15 protein-coding genes and 1 pseudogene are annotated in these 15,697 nt (G+C 72.7%); 12 read left to right on the forward strand and 4 right to left on the reverse strand.

What is annotated here, in order from left to right:
* Nucleotides 1–192 precede the first annotated feature (192 nt).
* A complete protein-coding gene (locus FF041_RS27330) occupies nucleotides 193–762 on the reverse strand; it encodes a PadR family transcriptional regulator (RefSeq protein ID WP_153483198.1) in 570 nt (189 codons plus the stop codon).
* Between the two features lie 96 nt (nucleotides 763–858).
* Between FF041_RS27330 and FF041_RS27335 the strand changes: the two genes are divergently transcribed.
* From FF041_RS27335 to FF041_RS27355, 5 genes are all read left to right on the forward strand, one after another.
* The gene (locus FF041_RS27335) at nucleotides 859–1,290 is read left to right on the forward strand and encodes a nuclear transport factor 2 family protein (protein WP_153525311.1); all 432 of its coding nucleotides are present in this window, start codon (nucleotides 859–861) and stop codon (nucleotides 1,288–1,290) included.
* Between the two features lie 140 nt (nucleotides 1,291–1,430).
* A complete protein-coding gene (locus tag FF041_RS27340; protein WP_153525312.1) occupies nucleotides 1,431–2,279 on the forward strand; it encodes an alpha/beta fold hydrolase in 849 nt (282 codons plus the stop codon).
* Between the two features lie 240 nt (nucleotides 2,280–2,519).
* Nucleotides 2,520–3,254 carry a MerR family transcriptional regulator gene (locus tag FF041_RS27345; protein WP_153525313.1) on the forward strand — a complete coding sequence of 245 codons (735 nt, stop codon included), beginning with the start codon at nucleotides 2,520–2,522 and terminating at the stop codon, nucleotides 3,252–3,254.
* A complete protein-coding gene (locus FF041_RS27350) occupies nucleotides 3,251–4,102 on the forward strand; it encodes a hypothetical protein (protein ID WP_153525314.1) in 852 nt (283 codons plus the stop codon). The genes FF041_RS27345 and FF041_RS27350 overlap by 4 nt, the downstream gene beginning before the upstream one ends.
* A gap of 23 nt (nucleotides 4,103–4,125) precedes the next feature.
* Nucleotides 4,126–4,551, forward strand: a complete 426-nt coding sequence (locus FF041_RS27355; RefSeq protein ID WP_153525315.1) for an ester cyclase — start codon at nucleotides 4,126–4,128, stop codon at nucleotides 4,549–4,551.
* A 173-nt stretch (nucleotides 4,552–4,724) separates the two neighbouring features.
* On the opposite strand, the gene FF041_RS27360 is transcribed toward FF041_RS27355, so the two are convergent.
* Together FF041_RS27360 and FF041_RS27365 are read right to left on the reverse strand one after the other, a co-directional pair.
* Nucleotides 4,725–5,447, reverse strand: coding sequence for a response regulator (locus FF041_RS27360; RefSeq protein WP_153483191.1), 723 nt, complete (start codon nucleotides 5,445–5,447; stop codon nucleotides 4,725–4,727).
* Nucleotides 5,444–6,688: a sensor histidine kinase gene (locus FF041_RS27365; RefSeq protein WP_153525316.1), complete on the reverse strand. Its 1,245-nt coding sequence runs from the start codon at nucleotides 6,686–6,688 to the stop codon at nucleotides 5,444–5,446. The genes FF041_RS27360 and FF041_RS27365 overlap by 4 nt, the downstream gene beginning before the upstream one ends.
* A gap of 315 nt (nucleotides 6,689–7,003) precedes the next feature.
* Between FF041_RS27365 and FF041_RS27370 the strand changes: the two genes are divergently transcribed.
* The 7 genes from FF041_RS27370 (at nucleotide 7,004) to FF041_RS27400 (ending at nucleotide 14,128) form a co-directional block, all read left to right on the forward strand.
* On the forward strand, nucleotides 7,004–9,232 hold the full coding sequence (locus FF041_RS27370; RefSeq protein WP_323392863.1) for an MMPL family transporter: 2,229 nt from the start codon (nucleotides 7,004–7,006) through the stop codon (nucleotides 9,230–9,232).
* A 446-nt stretch (nucleotides 9,233–9,678) separates the two neighbouring features.
* Entirely contained in the window at nucleotides 9,679–10,125 is a 447-nt protein-coding gene (locus FF041_RS27375) for a hypothetical protein (protein WP_153525318.1), read from the forward strand.
* Between the two features lie 460 nt (nucleotides 10,126–10,585).
* Nucleotides 10,586–11,578 (forward strand): dihydroxyacetone kinase subunit DhaK, encoded by a 993-nt coding sequence (gene dhaK, locus FF041_RS27380; protein ID WP_153525319.1) that lies wholly within the window; start codon nucleotides 10,586–10,588, stop codon nucleotides 11,576–11,578.
* 33 nt (nucleotides 11,579–11,611) lie between these two features.
* Nucleotides 11,612–12,217, forward strand: a complete 606-nt coding sequence (gene dhaL / locus FF041_RS27385; RefSeq protein ID WP_323371570.1) for a dihydroxyacetone kinase subunit DhaL — start codon at nucleotides 11,612–11,614, stop codon at nucleotides 12,215–12,217.
* The gene (locus tag FF041_RS27390; RefSeq protein ID WP_153525320.1) at nucleotides 12,214–12,624 is read left to right on the forward strand and encodes a PTS-dependent dihydroxyacetone kinase phosphotransferase subunit DhaM; all 411 of its coding nucleotides are present in this window, start codon (nucleotides 12,214–12,216) and stop codon (nucleotides 12,622–12,624) included. The genes dhaL and FF041_RS27390 overlap by 4 nt, the downstream gene beginning before the upstream one ends.
* A 168-nt stretch (nucleotides 12,625–12,792) precedes the next feature.
* Nucleotides 12,793–13,443, forward strand: a complete 651-nt coding sequence (locus FF041_RS27395; protein ID WP_153525321.1) for an ICP22 family protein — start codon at nucleotides 12,793–12,795, stop codon at nucleotides 13,441–13,443.
* Entirely contained in the window at nucleotides 13,433–14,128 is a 696-nt protein-coding gene (locus FF041_RS27400) for a class F sortase (protein WP_153525322.1), read from the forward strand. The genes FF041_RS27395 and FF041_RS27400 overlap by 11 nt, the downstream gene beginning before the upstream one ends.
* A gap of 30 nt (nucleotides 14,129–14,158) precedes the next feature.
* Here FF041_RS27400 and FF041_RS27405 read toward each other — a convergent pair.
* Nucleotides 14,159–15,697: pseudogene (locus FF041_RS27405) on the reverse strand (AfsR family transcriptional regulator); the annotation flags it as partial.

Here is a 15,697-nt window from a genome sequence, read left to right on the forward strand (position 1 = left end):
GCGGCCCGGCGGGCGGGCAGATGACGGGAGAGCGGCCGGCAGCCGAACGGCTGCCGGCCGCTCTCCCGCTCCCGGCCGCCGTCCCGGGCGCGGCTTCTCCGGGACCCGCCCGCTCAGATGTCGCGGCGCGGCACGGCACGGGCCGGAGGCGGGGGCGTTTCACCCAGGGCGACACAGCGCGCGTACCCCGTGTCAGCGCCGGGCACGGGTCTCGCCCCTCTCCCGCAGGACCGTGATCGCGCGCTCGCACCAGTCCCCGTTGCCCTTCTCGAAGGCCAGGCCGCGGGCGCAGGTCAGATACGGGCCGATACGGTCGCTGTGGCGCAGGAACTCCTCCTCCGTACGGTCGCCTCGCATGGTGCGCAGCAGCTCGCCGAAGAGTTCGACCTTGGCGTGGGCGAAGGCGGCTCGCTCGGTGAGCTGCTCGATCAGGGTCCCGGTGTCGACATGGTCGGCGGCCTGGACCTTGACGAGCAGGTCGTCGCGGATGAAGGAAGGCTTCGCGGAGGCGGATGTGAAGCGCGCCAGCTCCGCGAGTCCGGCATCGGTGACACGGAACAGGCGTTTGGCGGGACGGTTCTCCTGTCTGACCTCCCGGCCCGCGATGAGGCTCTCCCTCTCCAGCCGGGTCAGCTCGGCGTAGAGCTGCTGCGGCTGGGCGTGCCAGAAGTTCGCCACGCCGAGGTCGAACGCTTTGGCCAGTTGGTAGCCGCTGAGCTCTTCGTCGAGCAGCGCCGCCAGCACGGCATGCCGTAGTGCCATGGGATCGACTCCTTCAGCCCTCTGTCGCCGTACGCATCCCGCATGATAGTCATGAAAATGATTAGTCATATTCCTGACTGTGCGAAGGGGTGGGCCATGGCCACCGCAGACCGCTTCCGCGCCGCCGTCGACAACCGCGACCTCGCGGCTCTGGACGATCTGTTCACCGACGACATCCGCTTCTACAGCCCGGTGAAGTTCGCCCCGTTCGAGGGCAAGCCGCTGGTGCTGGGCCTCTTCGGCGTCCTCCTGCGTACGTTCGAGGACTTCCGCTACATCGGGGAGTACACCGGCGCCGCGCAGACCAGCGGCGACGGCGCGTCCGCCCCTTCGGCGGTGCTGCTGTTCCGCGCCCGGGCCGGCGGGCGGGACATCCACGGCATCGATCTGCTGCACTTCGACGACGACGGGCGCATCAAGGAGTTCACGGTGATGGTCCGGCCCCAGTCCGCCGTCCAGGCCCTCGGCGAAGCCGTACGCTCCGGCTTGGTCGCGGACGGGCTGCTGCCCGCGTCGGCCGACCGGTAGCCGGGGCCCTGCCGGGCCGCCGGCGGATCACCGGCGGATCACCGGGGGCCGCTGAATCGCGCTGTGCGGGGACGGCCTCGCGCACGTTCAGCTCATTGAATCAGATACTCGCTCAGCAACCCATCTCCCGGGGGCGACCCATGGCAGAGGACCTGACTCGCTTTCTGGCGGCGTACGACGCCGTCCTGGACCGCTGGCCCGTCACCGTCGACCGGCTGGAGCTGACCTCGGCGTACGGCACGACCCGGGTCACTGCGTGCGGCCCCTCGGACGGGGAACCGCTGGTGCTGCTGCACGGCGGCGGCGCCACCTCGGCGGTGTGGTTCGCCAACGCGGCGGAGCTGAGCCGCACCCGGCGCGTCTACGCCGTCGACCGGATCGGCGAGGCGGGCCGCAGCCGGTGCGGGGACCGCCCCATCCGCACCGCCGACGACCTTCTCGACTGGCTGGACGGGGTGCTCGACGGACTGGGCCTGGACCGCGCCGACCTGTGCGGGCACTCCTACGGCGGATGGATCGCCCTCTCCTTCGCCCTGCGCACGCCGCGGCGGGTCCGCAGGCTCGCTCTCCTCGATCCCACCCAGTGCTTCGCCGGGTTCAGCCCCGGATATCTGCTGCGCGCCCTTCCGGTGCTCATCCGGCCCACCGCCCGGCGGGCCCGTGCGCTCCTCGCCTGGGAGACCCGGGGCGCGGAGACCGACCCCGCGTGGCTGGACCTTTACGGGCTCGCCGCCGAGTTCCCCCGTACGAAGATCGTCACGGGCAGCCGACCCGGGCCCCGGCGGCTGCGGGACTCGGCCACCCCGGCTCTGGTGCTGCTCGCCGGGGAGAGCAGGGCGCATGACGTCCGGCGCGTCGAAGCGGCGGCGCGGCGGTGCCTGCCCCATGCCGAGACCGCCGTACTCCCCGGCGTCTCGCACCACGGCCTGCCGTTCACCCGGGCCGCCGCGCTCAACAAGGCGCTGCTGGACTTCCTCGACAGGCCCTGACACCTGACACAAGGGGTTGCCGCGGGAGCTCACCGCGTTCGGTCGGCCTCGGCCCGGTCTTCTTGGTGAAGGCGGTACGGCGGATGCGGAGCCGACTGGTCCGCATCCGCCGTCCGGAACATCGCCGGCAGGGGGCTGATCGTGAGCGCGCGCCGCGCTTGTGAGGCTGCGCTTACCTGGCCGGCCCACCACACATCCGGCGCTTGACCTTGCCGCGACGGCAGGGTTTCTACTGAGGCCATGCGGATCGGAGAGATCGCCGCGCTCGTCGGGGTCACGACCCGGGCGATCCGGCACTACCACCAGGTCGGGCTGCTCCCGGAACCGGAGCGGCGCCCCAACGGCTACCGGGCCTACAGCGTCCGCGACGCTGTCCTGTTGTCCCGCGTGCGCCGGCTGACCGAGCTGGGGCTCAGCCTCGACGAGGTGCGGGACGTCCTCGCGGACGACGCGGGGCGCGACCTCGCTGACGTACTGGAGGAGCTGGACGCCGACCTCGCGCGGCAGGAGGCCGGGATCGGGGAGCGCCGCCGGCGGCTCGCGGTGCTGCGGGCCGCCGGTCCGGGGGAGACCGAACAGCTGTCCCCCGCACTCGCCGCGCTCCTCGCGAAGGCGCCGCCCACGGCCTCGCCCGCCGCCATGAAGGACCGGGAGCATCTGACGCTGCTCGACGCCCCGGGCTCCGGCGGCCGGGAACTCTACGCCGTGCTCGGACCGCTGGCGGCGGACCCGGCGCTGCTCGCACTGTACGAACGCCTCGACGCGCTCGCCGAGGCCCCGACAGACGATCCGCGGATCCCGGCGCTGGCCGCCGAGCTGGTGGCAGCCGTCCCCGACGAGGTGTTCGCGGCGGTCCCGGCCGAGGGGCGGGTCATCGCCGGATTCCAGGAGGCGCTGCTCGCGGAGTACGCCCCCGCGCAGGCGGAGGTCGTACGCAGGGTCATGGAGGCGTTCATGCGGAGGAGCCGGGGATGAGCGGGGCCGGGGACGTTCGCGGGGTGCGGGCGGCGCGGATCGTGGCCGGTGCCGTCATCCCGGGGGAGCTGGCGTGGGCGGTGTGCCTGACGGCAGGGGTACGACCGCCGGAGTGGGCGACCGCGTCCGCCGCGGCCGTGGCGCTCGCCGCCCTCGCGCTGGAGGCATGGGTGCTGCGCTCGCTGTACGCGAGCCGGCGTGCCGAGGGCCTTGGCGCGCTGTCCGCCCTACGGGCCGCTGTCCGTGCCGTCGTCCCGGTACGGGTACGTCGGCTCTTGGCGCACGAGCTGCGTGTCGCCGCCTCCCTCAGCCGGTGGGCCGCGCGTCGGAAGCACGGCGTGCGCCCGGGGGATCACGCCGCCGGATACACCGGTCCCCAGACAGCGCTCATATACGGACTGACCTTCGTCTCGGTGATCGAGACGGTCGCCCTGGCATTCCTGATCCCGTGGCCCGTCGTCCACTGGATCGTGCTCGTCCTCGATGTGTACGGGGTCCTGATGGTGCTGGGCACGCACGCCGCCTGCGTCACCCGGCCGCATGTGGTGCGCCCCGACGGCTCCCTGCGGATCCGCTACGGAGCCCTCTTCGACCTCGCCGTCCCGGCGGACGCGGTCGCCTCCGTCCGGGTCGACCGCCGCTACCCGCACGGCAGGCTCATGACGCTCTCCGATGAGGGCGTGCTCGATCTCATCGTGGCCGGTCAGACCACAGTACGCCTGGAACTGACCCGCCCCCTCGTCTTCACCCGCCCCCTCGGCCGCACAGAAGAGGCCCAGACCATCCGCTTCCACGCCGACGACCCGCGCGCGCTGGTCGGAGCCCTCCGCCCGCCCGCGCTCACCTGAATCCCCCGAAGAAAGGACACCTGATGAACACCGCCGCCGAGAAGAGCATGGCCCTGCTGCGCACCGCCTACCAGAATCTGCGGAACCGCGACCTCGACGCGTGCGTCGAGCTGCTGACGGAGAACTTCATCGCCAACCTCCCCGGGGCGCCCGGCCCACTGCACGGGCGGGAGATCTGGAAGCTGGGCACTCAGGCCATGCTCGAAGGCTTCCCCGACCTCCAGATCACCGTCGAGGACATGTTCGGCGCCGGCGACAAGGTGGCGGTACGCGTCCACTTCCGCGGTACGCACCAGGGCACTTTCCAGGGCGTGGCCGCGACGCACCGGCCGGTCAGCTTCCGCAGCGTCGAGCTCTACCGCCTCGAAGGCGAAAAGATCGCGGAAGAATGGGTGGCCCCGGACATGATCACCCTCATGCGGCAGATCTCGCCGCCGCCCGGCCCCTGACCGGGTGACCGCCGTCCCTTCCGCCGTCCCTTCCGCCCTTCCGCAGGCCCTCCCGCAGACCCTCCCGCAGGCCCTTCGCGGCCGGAGCGACCTACTTCGTCACCGACCGGCCCGCCCCGGGCCGACCGCGGAGCACCGCCTTCGCGGCGGGGAGGTGAGCGCACCGGCCCCCGCTATCCGGTCTGCCTGTCGCCGGGCGGGTCCCCGGCTGTCGTGCGGGCGGTGACCAGGCCCGATTCATAGGCCGCGATGACCGCTTGGGCGCGGTCGCGGACGGCGAGCTTGTCGAAGATGCTGGTGATGTAGTTCTTGACCGTGGAGAGGCTGATGTCCAGGGCGCGGGAGATCGCGGTGTTGTCGAGGCCGGTGGCCATCAGATGCCACACCTCGACCTCGCGGGGGGTGAGTTCGCCCAGCCCGGTGGGGGCCGGCCGCGCACCGCCCGGCGCCCGTACATAGGTGGAGATCAGCCGGGTGAGCAGGCGGGGCGCGACGACGGCCTCGCCGGCGTGGACGGTGCGGATCGCCGCGCTCAGGTCCTCCGGGGAGCTGTCCTTGGGCAGGAACCCGTAGGCTCCGGCGCGCAGGGCGCCCACGACGTACTCGTCCACGTCGAAGGTGCTGAGGGCCAGGACCCGGCAGCCGGGCACGGCGGCGGCGAGTTCCCCGGTCGCACCGACCCCGTCGAGGACAGGCATCCGGATGTCCATCACCACGACGTCGGGGAGCAGTCGGCGGGCGAGGGCGACGGCCTGCGCGCCGTTCTCGGCCTCGCCCACCACCTCGAAGGACGGGTCGGGGGAGAGGATCAGCGACAGGCCGCGCCGGACCAGCGGCTGGTCGTCCACGATCAGCACCCTGATCCTCGGCGCGGGTGTCGTCCCGGTCCCGGTCATCGGCGTGCCCCCGCGTGCTGGACGGCCGCCTCGGTCGCGTCGGCCGCGTCGGCCGCGTCGTCTCCGGGATGCGGCAGGTCGGCCACCACGGCGAACCCCCCATCGGCCTGCGGGCCGACGGTGAGGGCGCCGCCGTGCAGGGCGACGCGCTCGCGCATGCCGATGAGGCCGTAACCGCCCGAACCCACCGCCGGCGCCCCCTCCTGCGGCGGTGTGCCCCCGCCGTCGTCCCGCACCTCGACGGTGACCCCCTCCTGGCGGTACGTCAGCTGTACGGACGCGCGGGCGGGCCCCGCGTATTTACGGGCGTTGGTGAGGGCCTCCTGGGCGATCCTGAACACCGTGAGACCGACGGTCGGCGGCAGCGGACGCCGCGGCCCGTGGACGGTGAACTCGGTCGGCAGTCCGGCACGGCGGGACTCGGCCACCAAGCGGTCGAGGTCGTCGACGCCGGGCTGGGGCAGCGACGGCGCGGCCTCCGGTTCGTCGCCGGCCCGCAGCACGTCGAGGAGCTGGCGCATCTCGCGCAGCGCGAGCCTCCCGGAGGACTCCAGGGTGACCAGGGCGTCCCGGACCACCTCCGGCTCGGCGATGTTGGCCCGGGCTCCACCGGCCATCAGCTGCATGGTGGTGATGTGGTGGGCCACGATGTCGTGCAACTCCCGTGCGATGCGGCGGCGTTCGTCAGCCACCGCGCGGTCGGCGAGGAGTCTGCGGTTGGCCGTCACCTCCTGCTGCCAGCGGTTCACTGCCATGGCGGCGCCGACGACGATGAGGGTGGAGAGGGGCGAGGAGACGGCTTGCTCCCAGGGCGGAATCCGGCCGTTGCTCTGGCTCAGCAGTGTCAGCGACACCGTCGCGACGGCAGCGACCGCCGTCACCCGGCCGGGGCAGGCCCTGGCGACCGAGTACAGGGCGACCACCAGGACGGCCCCGAAGTGGCTGGGCAGCGGTACGGTCAGGGCGGCCGTCGCATCGAGTGCCAGTACGGCGGCGAGCGCCGCTGCCGGGTGGCTGCGCCGGGCGAGCAGCGGCACGGCTGCCAGTGCGACAAGGAGGAATCCGGCCACGCTCACGTCGTGCCGGCCGTCGGGGTCGTTGAAGAACACGTAGCTGAGCAGGTTCAGCGCGCAGGCCCCGCCGGTCACGAGTGCGTCGTTACGGGACCACGGCGGCTCGGCGCCGTCGATGTGCGGCGGCTCCTGGGCATCGCCGGGCCCGATGTGTCGGCTCCTGGGCATGTCTGTTCTCCCTGTGTCCGGCCTCCCGGCCCTCCGGGACAGGGTTGCACAGCGGCTACAGCGGCAGCACCGGCGGCAGTTCGCAGCCCCTGTCCGGGGCGCGGACCGTGACCGGGACAGGGTCCTGCGTCGGGACCGGGCCCGTGACCAGGACCAGGACCAGGGTCCTGGTCACGGGCCGGGGGAAGGACCCAGGTCCCCGGTCCGGATCATCCGCTGCCATGACGCTCGCCGGCCCCTCGGAGTGATGGTCTGGAGACCGGCCGGGAGCCCCCGGCAAGACGCCGCATTCAAGTCCGTCCGCCGGAGGACATCGTGATCCGCGCCCTGACCGGATACTCCACCAGACACCCGTGGAAGGTCATCGCCCTCTGGGTACTGCTGGGTGTCGCACTGAGCGCCCTGGCCCCGACGCTGATCGCCCGCGTCACCCAGCACCAGACCGGGGACTTCCTGCCCCGCAGCTACGACTCGGCCGCCGCGCTGCACATCGCCCAGGAGCACTTCGGGGAGAACCCCGACGCCACCACGGTGACGGTGCTGGTCGCCCGCGCCGACGGCAAGGCCCTCGGCGCCGCCGACCGGAAGCGGGTCGAGGCCGAGGCGGCGAAGCTGGCCAAGCGCCGGGTGATCATGCCCAGGGAGGACGACCTCCCGGAGTTCATGGTCCCGGACCGCTCCCAGACGCCCCGGATCGCCCCGTCGATGACGGCGCCCGACCGGAGTTTCGAACTGCTCTCCGTCCAGCTGATCGGGAATCCCGCGGACAAGGGGGTCCAGGGCGTCTACCGGGCCTTCCGGGACGCCGCCCGGACGCAGTTCTCCGAGGCGGGGATGCGCACCGGTTTCACCGGAGGGCTCGCCGACACCGTCGACACCACCGATTCCCACGAGACCGCCGCGAAGGTCGGCAGCGCCCTCGTGATGGGGTTCATCATCCTGCTCAACGTGCTGGTGTTCCGCAGTGCGCTGGCGGCCCTGCTGCCGCTGCTCGCGGTCACTGTGATCGGCGGCGTGGCGGTCGGCGCCGTCGCGGGCGCCGCGCTGCTCACCGGGCGCAAGCTCGACGCGGGCACCCCGGAGCTGATCAACGTGGTCCTGCTCGGCATCGGCATCGACTACCTGCTCTTCCTGCTGTTCCGCTTCCGCGAGCATCTGCGCAACCGGCCCGAGCAGCCCGCCCGCGAGGCGGCCGAGCAGGTCTCCGGCCGGGTGGGCGCCGCGATCGCCTCGGCGGCGCTGACCATCGTGGCCGCGTTCGCCACCCTGGGCCTCGCGTCCTTCGGGCAGTTCCGTTCGCTGGGCCCCGCGATCGCCGTCGCGGTCCTGGTGATGCTGCTCGGCAGCCTCACCCTGCTGCCGGCGCTGCTCGCGGCTGCCGGGCGCAGGATGTTCTGGCCTTCCCGAACCCTGCGCCACGAGCCGCGCGACGGCCGTGCCGCCCGCTTCGGCGAGCTGGTCACCCGACGACCGCTGACGATGCTGGCCGCCTCCGTCGCCCTGCTCGCCGCGCTGGCCGCCGGGTTGACCGGCATCCGCATGGACTACGGCCGGGGCGACTCCGGTGACCGGACTCCCGCCGCGGCCACCGCGGCTGAGATCTCCCGTACGCTGCCGGCCGGAGTGTCGGACCCGACGAGCGTCTTCGTCACCGCCGAGGACGGCGGCGACCTCACCACCGTCGGACTCGACGGCCTCTCCCGTGCGCTCACCCAGGTCGACGGCGTGGGCGAGGTCGCACGGACCGTCCTGAACAAGGACCACCGCGCCGCCCGGATCGACCTCTACCCGACCGCCGACCCGCAGAGCCAGCAGGCCCGCGACCTGGCCTCCGGACCGATCCGGGCCACGGTCGCCCAGCACACTCCCGCCGGGATGACGGCACACGTGGGCGGGACGGCGGCGATCTTCGCCGATGTCTCGACCGCCGTCGGCCACGACCTCAGGATCGTGTTCCCGGTCGCAGCCGCGCTGATCGCGCTGATCCTCCTGCTGCTCCTGCGCAGCCTGCTCGCACCGGTGGTCCTGATGCTCTCCGTCGGGCTCGGCTTCGCCGCCACCCTCGGCGCCGCCACGCTGCTGTTCCAGCACGCCCTCGGCAAGCCGGGCGTCAACTTCACCCTCCCCCTGGTGCTGTTCCTGTTCGTCGTGGCGCTGGGCACCGACTACAACATCCTGATCGCCGACCGGATCCGGGAGGAGATGCAGCGACCGGGCCCGGCCCGCGCCGCCGTGGCCCGCGCGGTACGGCACACGACACCGGCCATCGCGACGGCCGGGCTGGTGCTGGCCGGCTCCTTCGCCACGCTCGCCACGACTCCGGGAAGCGAACAGGTCGCCTTCGCGATGACGCTCGGCATCATGCTCTCCGCGCTCGTCCTCTCGCTGGTGCTGGTCCCCGCCCTGGCCGCACTCCTCGGCCGGACCATCTGGTGGCCGTTCCATCCGCGGCCCACTGCGAGCGACCGCCCGCAGTACCGTGCGACCGCGCCTGCCCCGGAACCCGACCGGGCCGCGTCGTCGTACGGCCGTCCTCACCGGTGAAGCCGGGTCGCGCCGACGCCGAGACGCCAGGCCATCGAGGCGTAACCGGAGCATTCCGTACGGCAGTTGCGGCCGTCCAGGTCGAGGCAAGGGCCGCCCTGGTCGTACGGAATGCCCTTGCCGAGCCTGAAGCGCGAGGGTGATCACGCAGTGATGGCCATCCCCCCGAAGGGATTATTCGGGCGTTGTTCCGGATTATGCGCGGTGATAACGGAGAAAGAGTGTGCCCCTTGAAGGCTTGGGTATCTTAAATGCCCATCCGTGGTGCGCGAAGGCCGATAAAGGTGAATTCTCGCCATGCACTTGTCACGATGATCGATCGCTGACTAGGGTTCATATCCGGTTGCCCACAAGGCACCCCTGCCGCATGGTCGCCGAATATTCCCATTGCACGATTCTGCACGTCTGGATCCGCTTATTCCGGGCGTATATACATGGAGGTTTTCATGCGTAAATTGGTGAGTGTTCTCACCGGTGGCGCCCTGGCCGCGGCCGGACTGGTGGGCGTCGCCCCCACGGCCTCGGCGGCCCCTGCCGCCGTCGCCGCTTACGGATGCACCGGAAACCTTGTCCAGACCACGCCGGTGACCGGTCCCGGGACCGGCGTCTGGGCGAACTTCCAGCTTTACTACACCACCACGGGCGGCGGAACATACTGCGGCGTTCTCGTCGCCAAGAAGTACGTGGGCCAGAAGCACTATCTGGAACTCCGGATGGACACCAAGCCGAGCCCGGGTCCTTGTAATTCCACCAGCCCCAACGACTGTGGAATGTACCTCCAGTACGCGGGTCCCGTTAAGGTGGCCAACGCCAAGGACAAGTGCCTCTCCTGGGCCGCCCGGATCGACGCCCCGAACGGGGACTCGTCGGTCACGGGCGCGAACTGCGACTGACGATCCGAGCTCCGGCGCAGCCCCTCCCGCCCGGCGGGAGGGGCTGCGCCGTCTCATGCGCGCTCCAGGACGGGGCGGGGAATGCCGCACAGCCGCGACCGCTGAGGGCGGCGACGGGTCCCACGGCCCGCGCGAGGCCGGCCCGGGCCATCCCCCCGAGCTCGTCAGGCGAACGGCCGAATCACACGACGCAGAGAGGGCGTGCCCCCCGAAGCGAACGGACCGCCGAGGATCGCAACGGCGGTCCCCGCACATGACTCCGCCCGTCTGACACCGGTTCGGGTGTTCGCGCGTGGAGACCCGGATCTGGTCAAATGAACCTGACATTATATCAGGAAAGTCGGCGTCAGGCCCGCCCCATTGTCCCCCGTGGAAACCGCCCCGACCACCACCTATTCCCACTCCGACCTGCATAAACGCAACTCAGACAGCCACTTGCCAACCCGCCGAGGAGATACCGATGAGGATGTTGATCAACGTCCCGGAGACCGTCGTCGCCGATGCCCTCCGGGGGATGGCCGCCGCGCACCCCGAGTTGACCGTCGATGTGGAGAACCGGCTCATCATCCGGCGGGACGCTCCCGTCGCCGGGATGGTTGGGCTGGTGTCCGGAGGCGGGTCGGGGCATGAGCCGCTGCACGGGGGGTTCGTCGGGCCGGGGATGCTGTCCGCCGCCTGTCCGGGCGAGGTGTTCACCAGCCCGGTGCCCGATCAGATGGCGCGGGCCGCCGCCGCCGTGGACAGCGGCGAGGGTGTGCTGTTCATCGTCAAGAATTACACCGGCGATGTGCTCAACTTCGATATGGCCGTCGAGCTCGCCGAGGACGAAGGCGTACGGCTGGCGAAGGTGCTGGTCGATGACGATGTCGCGGTCACCGACAGCCTCTTCACCGCGGGCCGGCGCGGTACGGGGGCCACGCTCTTCGTCGAGAAGATCGCCGGGGCCGCCGCCGAGGCGGGCGCGCCCCTGGAGCGGGTGGAGGCGATCGCCCGGCAGGTCAATGAGAGCTCCCGGAGCTTCGGGGTCGCCCTCAGCGCCGTCACCACCCCGGCGAAGGGCACCCCGACCTTCGACCTTCCGGCCGGTGAGCTGGAGTTGGGGATCGGCATCCACGGCGAGCCCGGACGGGAGCGGCGTCCGATGATGACCTCCCGTGAGATCGCGGACTTCGTCGTGAACGCCGTCCTGGAGGACCGCCGGCCGGCCGGTCCCGTGCTGGTGCTGGTCAACGGCATGGGGGCCACTCCACTGCTGGAGCTCTACGGTTTCAACGCCGAGGTCCAGCGGACGCTCACCGAGCGCGGGGTGGCCGTCGCCCGTACCCTCGTCGGCAACTATGTGACCTCGCTCGACATGGCCGGCTGCTCGGTCACGCTCTGCCAGGTAGATGAGGAACTGCTGCGGCTGTGGGACGCTCCGGTGCAGACCGCCGCGCTCCGCTGGGGCCGCTGAGCCGACCGGTTCCACCGATCACAGGGAGTTCATGTGCTCGACGCCGACTTCTTCCGCCGCTGGCTCTCCTCCTGCGCCGTACTCGTCGACCGTGAGGCCGAGTGGCTGACCGAGCTGGACTCGGCGATCGGCGACGCCGACCACGGCAGCAACCTCCAGCGCGGGTTCGCCGCCGTCACCGCCGTACTGGAGAAGGAGTCGCCGAACGCCCCAGGGGCCGTACTGATGCTGGCCGGGCGGCAGCTGATCTCCAGCGTGGGCGGGGCGTCCGGACCGCTGTACGGGACGCTGCTGCGGCGCACCGGCAAGGCGCTCGGCGATGTCGCCGAGGTCACGCCCGCGCAGCTGGCCGAGGCCCTGCGGATGGGCGTGGCCGCCGTCGCCCAGCTCGGCGGCGCGAAGGCCGGGGACAAGACGATGCTCGACGCGCTCGAACCGGCCGTGGCCGCCCTCGGCGACACCACCGACTCGTTCGCCGCGGCCCGGGACGCCGCCGAGCAGGGGGCCCTCGCGACGGTCCCGATGCAGGCACACAAGGGAAGAGCCAGCTACCTGGGCGAACGGAGCATCGGGCATCAGGATCCGGGGGCGACCTCGTCCGCGCTGATCGTCGCCGCGCTCGCGGAGGCGGTCGCATGAGCGGGGACGGACAGGTCGGGATCGTCCTGGTATCGCACAGCCGCGAGGTGGCCGCCGCCGTCGCCGAGCTGGCCAGAGGGCTCGCGGGCGGCGGCACGACCGCGCCCGTCGCGGCGGCCGGCGGCACCCCGGACGGCGGACTGGGCACCAGCTCCGAGCTGATCACCCGGGCCGCCGAATCGGTCGACGCAGGTGCGGGCGTGGCCGTGCTCGTCGATCTCGGCAGCGCGGTGCTCACCGTGAAGTCCCTGCTCGCGGAGGGCGACGAACTCCCCGAGGGAACCCGGCTGGTGGACGCTCCCTTTCTGGAGGGCGCGGTGGCCGCGGTGGTGACGGCCTCCGCGGGCGGCGATCTGGACGCGGTGACGGCCGCGGCGTCGGAGGCGTACGGCTACCGCAAGGAGTGAGCGAGCGGGGACGCGCCGAAGGGCCGAGCAGGGATGGCGGGGGGTGGACCTCTCGCCGTCCCGGCGGACGACGGTCCGCCGTTCGGCCCACCAGGAGTGGCGACGCCCCCCGGCCCCTCCTAGCGTCGGTCTCGCTGTGGTGCACTTCCTACCATCGGAGACCTGACCATGCGTGCCATACATGCCGCGTCCCTCGCCCTCGTGGGCGCCGCCGCAGCGCTGGCTCTCGGCGCACCGGGCGCGCTCGCCGACGTGGACTCACCCGGCGGGGTGTCCGCCGGTGACAGGGTGCCCGCCGGTGACGGACAGGATGCCGCCGCCCGGACGGCGAGCGAGCACGGGTCCGCGCCGCGGACGGCCGGGTCCGGGCAGGGCGAGGCCGGTGACGGCGCCTCTCCGCAGTCTCCGCAGTACGCGTCCGGCGGTGCGGAGTCCGCAGCCGCGCGGCAGCTGCCTGCGGCGGCGGACGAGTCCGGCGCGGACGGCCTCCCGGCAGGGACCGAAGACTCCGGCGCGGGGCAACTGCCCGTCGGGCCCGGTGAACCGGATGTGCCGGACGTGTCAGATGTGCCAGATGTGCCGGACCTACCAGACGTACCGGAGCTGCCCCAGGGACCCGGAGAATCCGGCGGCGGAGAGCTGCCCTCCGCACGCCATGACGACCCCCTGAAGCCCGGCGGCGGGGTGCGGGCGGGGTCCGGGGGCAGCCTGGACGGGCTGAGTCCCGTACAGATCACCGCCGGCTCCGCCCTGATCGCCGGCGCGGTCGGCGGCGGGACCGTGCTGCTGTACCGCCGTCGCGCCGGTCATGGCGTCTGACCCGGACCCGCTCCACCGGCCCCCCGGGCATCCGGCGACCCGGCACAGCGCCTGGTTCACCCTGCTGTCCGCGCTGCTGCTCGGGGTGTCCCTGCTCCGTACCGGGATGGAGGGAAGCAGCGGCGGGCCGCCCCGGCCCGCCGTCGCCGCCGTGGCGGCACAGCCCCGGACGGCCGCCGGTACGCCGCCGGCCGCGCCGGGCCCGCTCCCCCACTCCCCGCCCCGGCGGATCGCCGTCCCGTCCCTCGGCGTGAACGCCCCGCTGACGCGCGTGGGGCTCGATGCGCGGGGCCGGCTCCAGGCCCCGCCGGAGACCGAGGGCGACCTGGCGGGCTGGTACGCGAACGCCGCAGCCCCCGGGGAGCGCGGAACGGCCGTCATCGTGGGCCATGTCGACGACGCGACGGGACCGGCGGTCTTCTATCCGCTCGGCTCGATCCGGCGGGACAGCCGGATCGAGATCCTCCGGGACGACGGCCGAACGGCCGTGTTCACCGTCTACGGCGTCGAGACGCATCCGCTGAGGAGCTTTCCCGCCGACCGGGTCTACCGGGACGGGCCCGGGCCCGAGCTGCGTCTGATCACCTGCGGCGGGCGCTACACCGAGGGCGCCGGTTACGACAGCAATGTGGTCGTCTTCGCCCGGTTGGCGGAGGTGCGCCCACCCGGCCGGGCCGCCTCGTGAGGCCGGCCGCGCTCGTCCCCGTACCGCAGGTCAGATCAGCGCGGCGGCGTCCCGCAGGGCCAGACCGCGCCCCTCCTCGTACGCCCGCTCGTACGCGCGGTCGCCGAGAGCGGCCCGCAGATCCCGTTCCGCGCTCAGCCGGACCTCCCGCTCGTCGTCGAAGGGCTGGAAGCCGAGGCCCCCCGGATGGCGTTCCACGGCGTCGTACGCGCCCAGCAGCCGTGCCCCGTCGCCGGCCGTGTCCGCCGGATGGGCCAGTGCCCAGGCCGCGCAGAGGAACTGATCGGCGATCAGCTGCGGGGAGACCAGATAGGCGAGGCCGTCGAGATGGCCGAGCGCCGCCCGGACACCGGCGCGGGCGCGGTCCCACCGCCCGTCCAGACAGTCCAGCCAGGCGTCCAGTCCGGTGAGCAGCCCCCGGAAGAGACCGGGGACGGTCTCATGCAGCTCCCCTTCCATCAGGGCCAGCTGGCCCCGCGCCGGGCCGGTGCGGCCGGTGGCGCCGTAGTGCCGGACCAGCAGCATGCGCCCGGTGCCGACCACCTCCACCGTATGGCCGTCGCTCGCCTCGACCACGTCGAGCAGCCGCCGCTCCGCCTGTGCGCGCTCCTGGTCGTCGGCGGCGGTTCTCAGCCGCAGAAACGCCAGCCGGGCCTTGAACACGGGCAGTTGTCGGTGCGCGCCGACGCGGGCCGCACCGCGCAGGGCGCCTTCGTAGTCGGCCGCCGCCTCCTCGTACCGGCCCTCCCGCTCATGCGCCTCCCCGCGCGCGGACAGCGCTTCGGCATACCCCCAGAGATCGCCCGTCCGGTCGAAGAGCGCCAACGCGCGATCGGCGTCGCCGCCGGCGCCCGGGCGGAGTCTGGCGCGCATCAGCAGCGCGAAGGCCAGCTCCCAGCCTCCGTCGCCGTCGCCGTCCGGGTCGTCGCAGGCCGCCACCATGGCGTCGGCGGTCTCGGCCAGCCCGTTCAGCCCCCCGGTCATCAGCCGGGCGAAGAACCACACCGAGCCGGGCTGTCCGCGCAGCTGGGGCAGGCCCGGCCGGTAGGCGGCGACGATACGGCGCAGATAGTCCTGGGTCTCCCCCTCCCGCCGTCCGTCGAGCGCCGTGTCCTCGATTCCCGCGCTCGCCAGCACGATCAGCCGCACTCCGCGCCGGGCCTCCCACAGCCGTTCGCCGGACCACGGCGGCGGCGTGTCCGTGCAGCGGCCGGGCAGCGGCCCGGCGGGCCGGAGGGGAGCCGCGAACGGATCGGGGCCCAGGGCGCCCGCCGCCGACGCCCAGACCCGGGCGTCGGCCTGGTCGCCGCGCTGCTGCCAGAACCAGCTCATGGAGAGTACGAGACAGAGGCCCTCCTGCTCGTCGCCCAGCCGTACGGCCGTACGCAGGGCGGTGCGCGCGTTGTCGTGCTCGGTCTCGAAGCGGGCCGTCCACTCGGCCTGGCGCGGGCCGCGCAGCTCCGCGTCGCCGCCCCGGAACAGCTCCCGGTAGACGGTGAGATGGCGGCGTTCGGCGGTGGTGCGCTCGCCGTCGGCTTCGTCGAGCCGGGCCGCCGCGTACTCGGCGAC

This window comes from Streptomyces jumonjinensis (assembly GCF_009600885.1).
Lineage (GTDB): Bacteria > Actinomycetota > Actinomycetes > Streptomycetales > Streptomycetaceae > Streptomyces > Streptomyces jumonjinensis.

Coding starts and splice junctions, on each gene's coding strand:
- FF041_RS27330 (WP_153483198.1), bottom strand. CDS start 762: ATGGCACTACGGCATGCCGTGCTGGCGGCGCTGCTCGACGAAGAGCTC.
- FF041_RS27335 (WP_153525311.1), top strand. CDS start 859: ATGGCCACCGCAGACCGCTTCCGCGCCGCCGTCGACAACCGCGACCTC.
- FF041_RS27340 (WP_153525312.1), top strand. CDS start 1,431: ATGGCAGAGGACCTGACTCGCTTTCTGGCGGCGTACGACGCCGTCCTG.
- FF041_RS27345 (WP_153525313.1), top strand. CDS start 2,520: ATGCGGATCGGAGAGATCGCCGCGCTCGTCGGGGTCACGACCCGGGCG.
- FF041_RS27350 (WP_153525314.1), top strand. CDS start 3,251: ATGAGCGGGGCCGGGGACGTTCGCGGGGTGCGGGCGGCGCGGATCGTG.
- FF041_RS27355 (WP_153525315.1), top strand. CDS start 4,126: ATGAACACCGCCGCCGAGAAGAGCATGGCCCTGCTGCGCACCGCCTAC.
- FF041_RS27360 (WP_153483191.1), bottom strand. CDS start 5,447: ATGACCGGGACCGGGACGACACCCGCGCCGAGGATCAGGGTGCTGATC.
- FF041_RS27365 (WP_153525316.1), bottom strand. CDS start 6,688: ATGCCCAGGAGCCGACACATCGGGCCCGGCGATGCCCAGGAGCCGCCG.
- FF041_RS27375 (WP_153525318.1), top strand. CDS start 9,679: ATGCGTAAATTGGTGAGTGTTCTCACCGGTGGCGCCCTGGCCGCGGCC.
- dhaK (WP_153525319.1), top strand. CDS start 10,586: ATGAGGATGTTGATCAACGTCCCGGAGACCGTCGTCGCCGATGCCCTC.
- FF041_RS27390 (WP_153525320.1), top strand. CDS start 12,214: ATGAGCGGGGACGGACAGGTCGGGATCGTCCTGGTATCGCACAGCCGC.
- FF041_RS27395 (WP_153525321.1), top strand. CDS start 12,793: ATGCGTGCCATACATGCCGCGTCCCTCGCCCTCGTGGGCGCCGCCGCA.
- FF041_RS27400 (WP_153525322.1), top strand. CDS start 13,433: ATGGCGTCTGACCCGGACCCGCTCCACCGGCCCCCCGGGCATCCGGCG.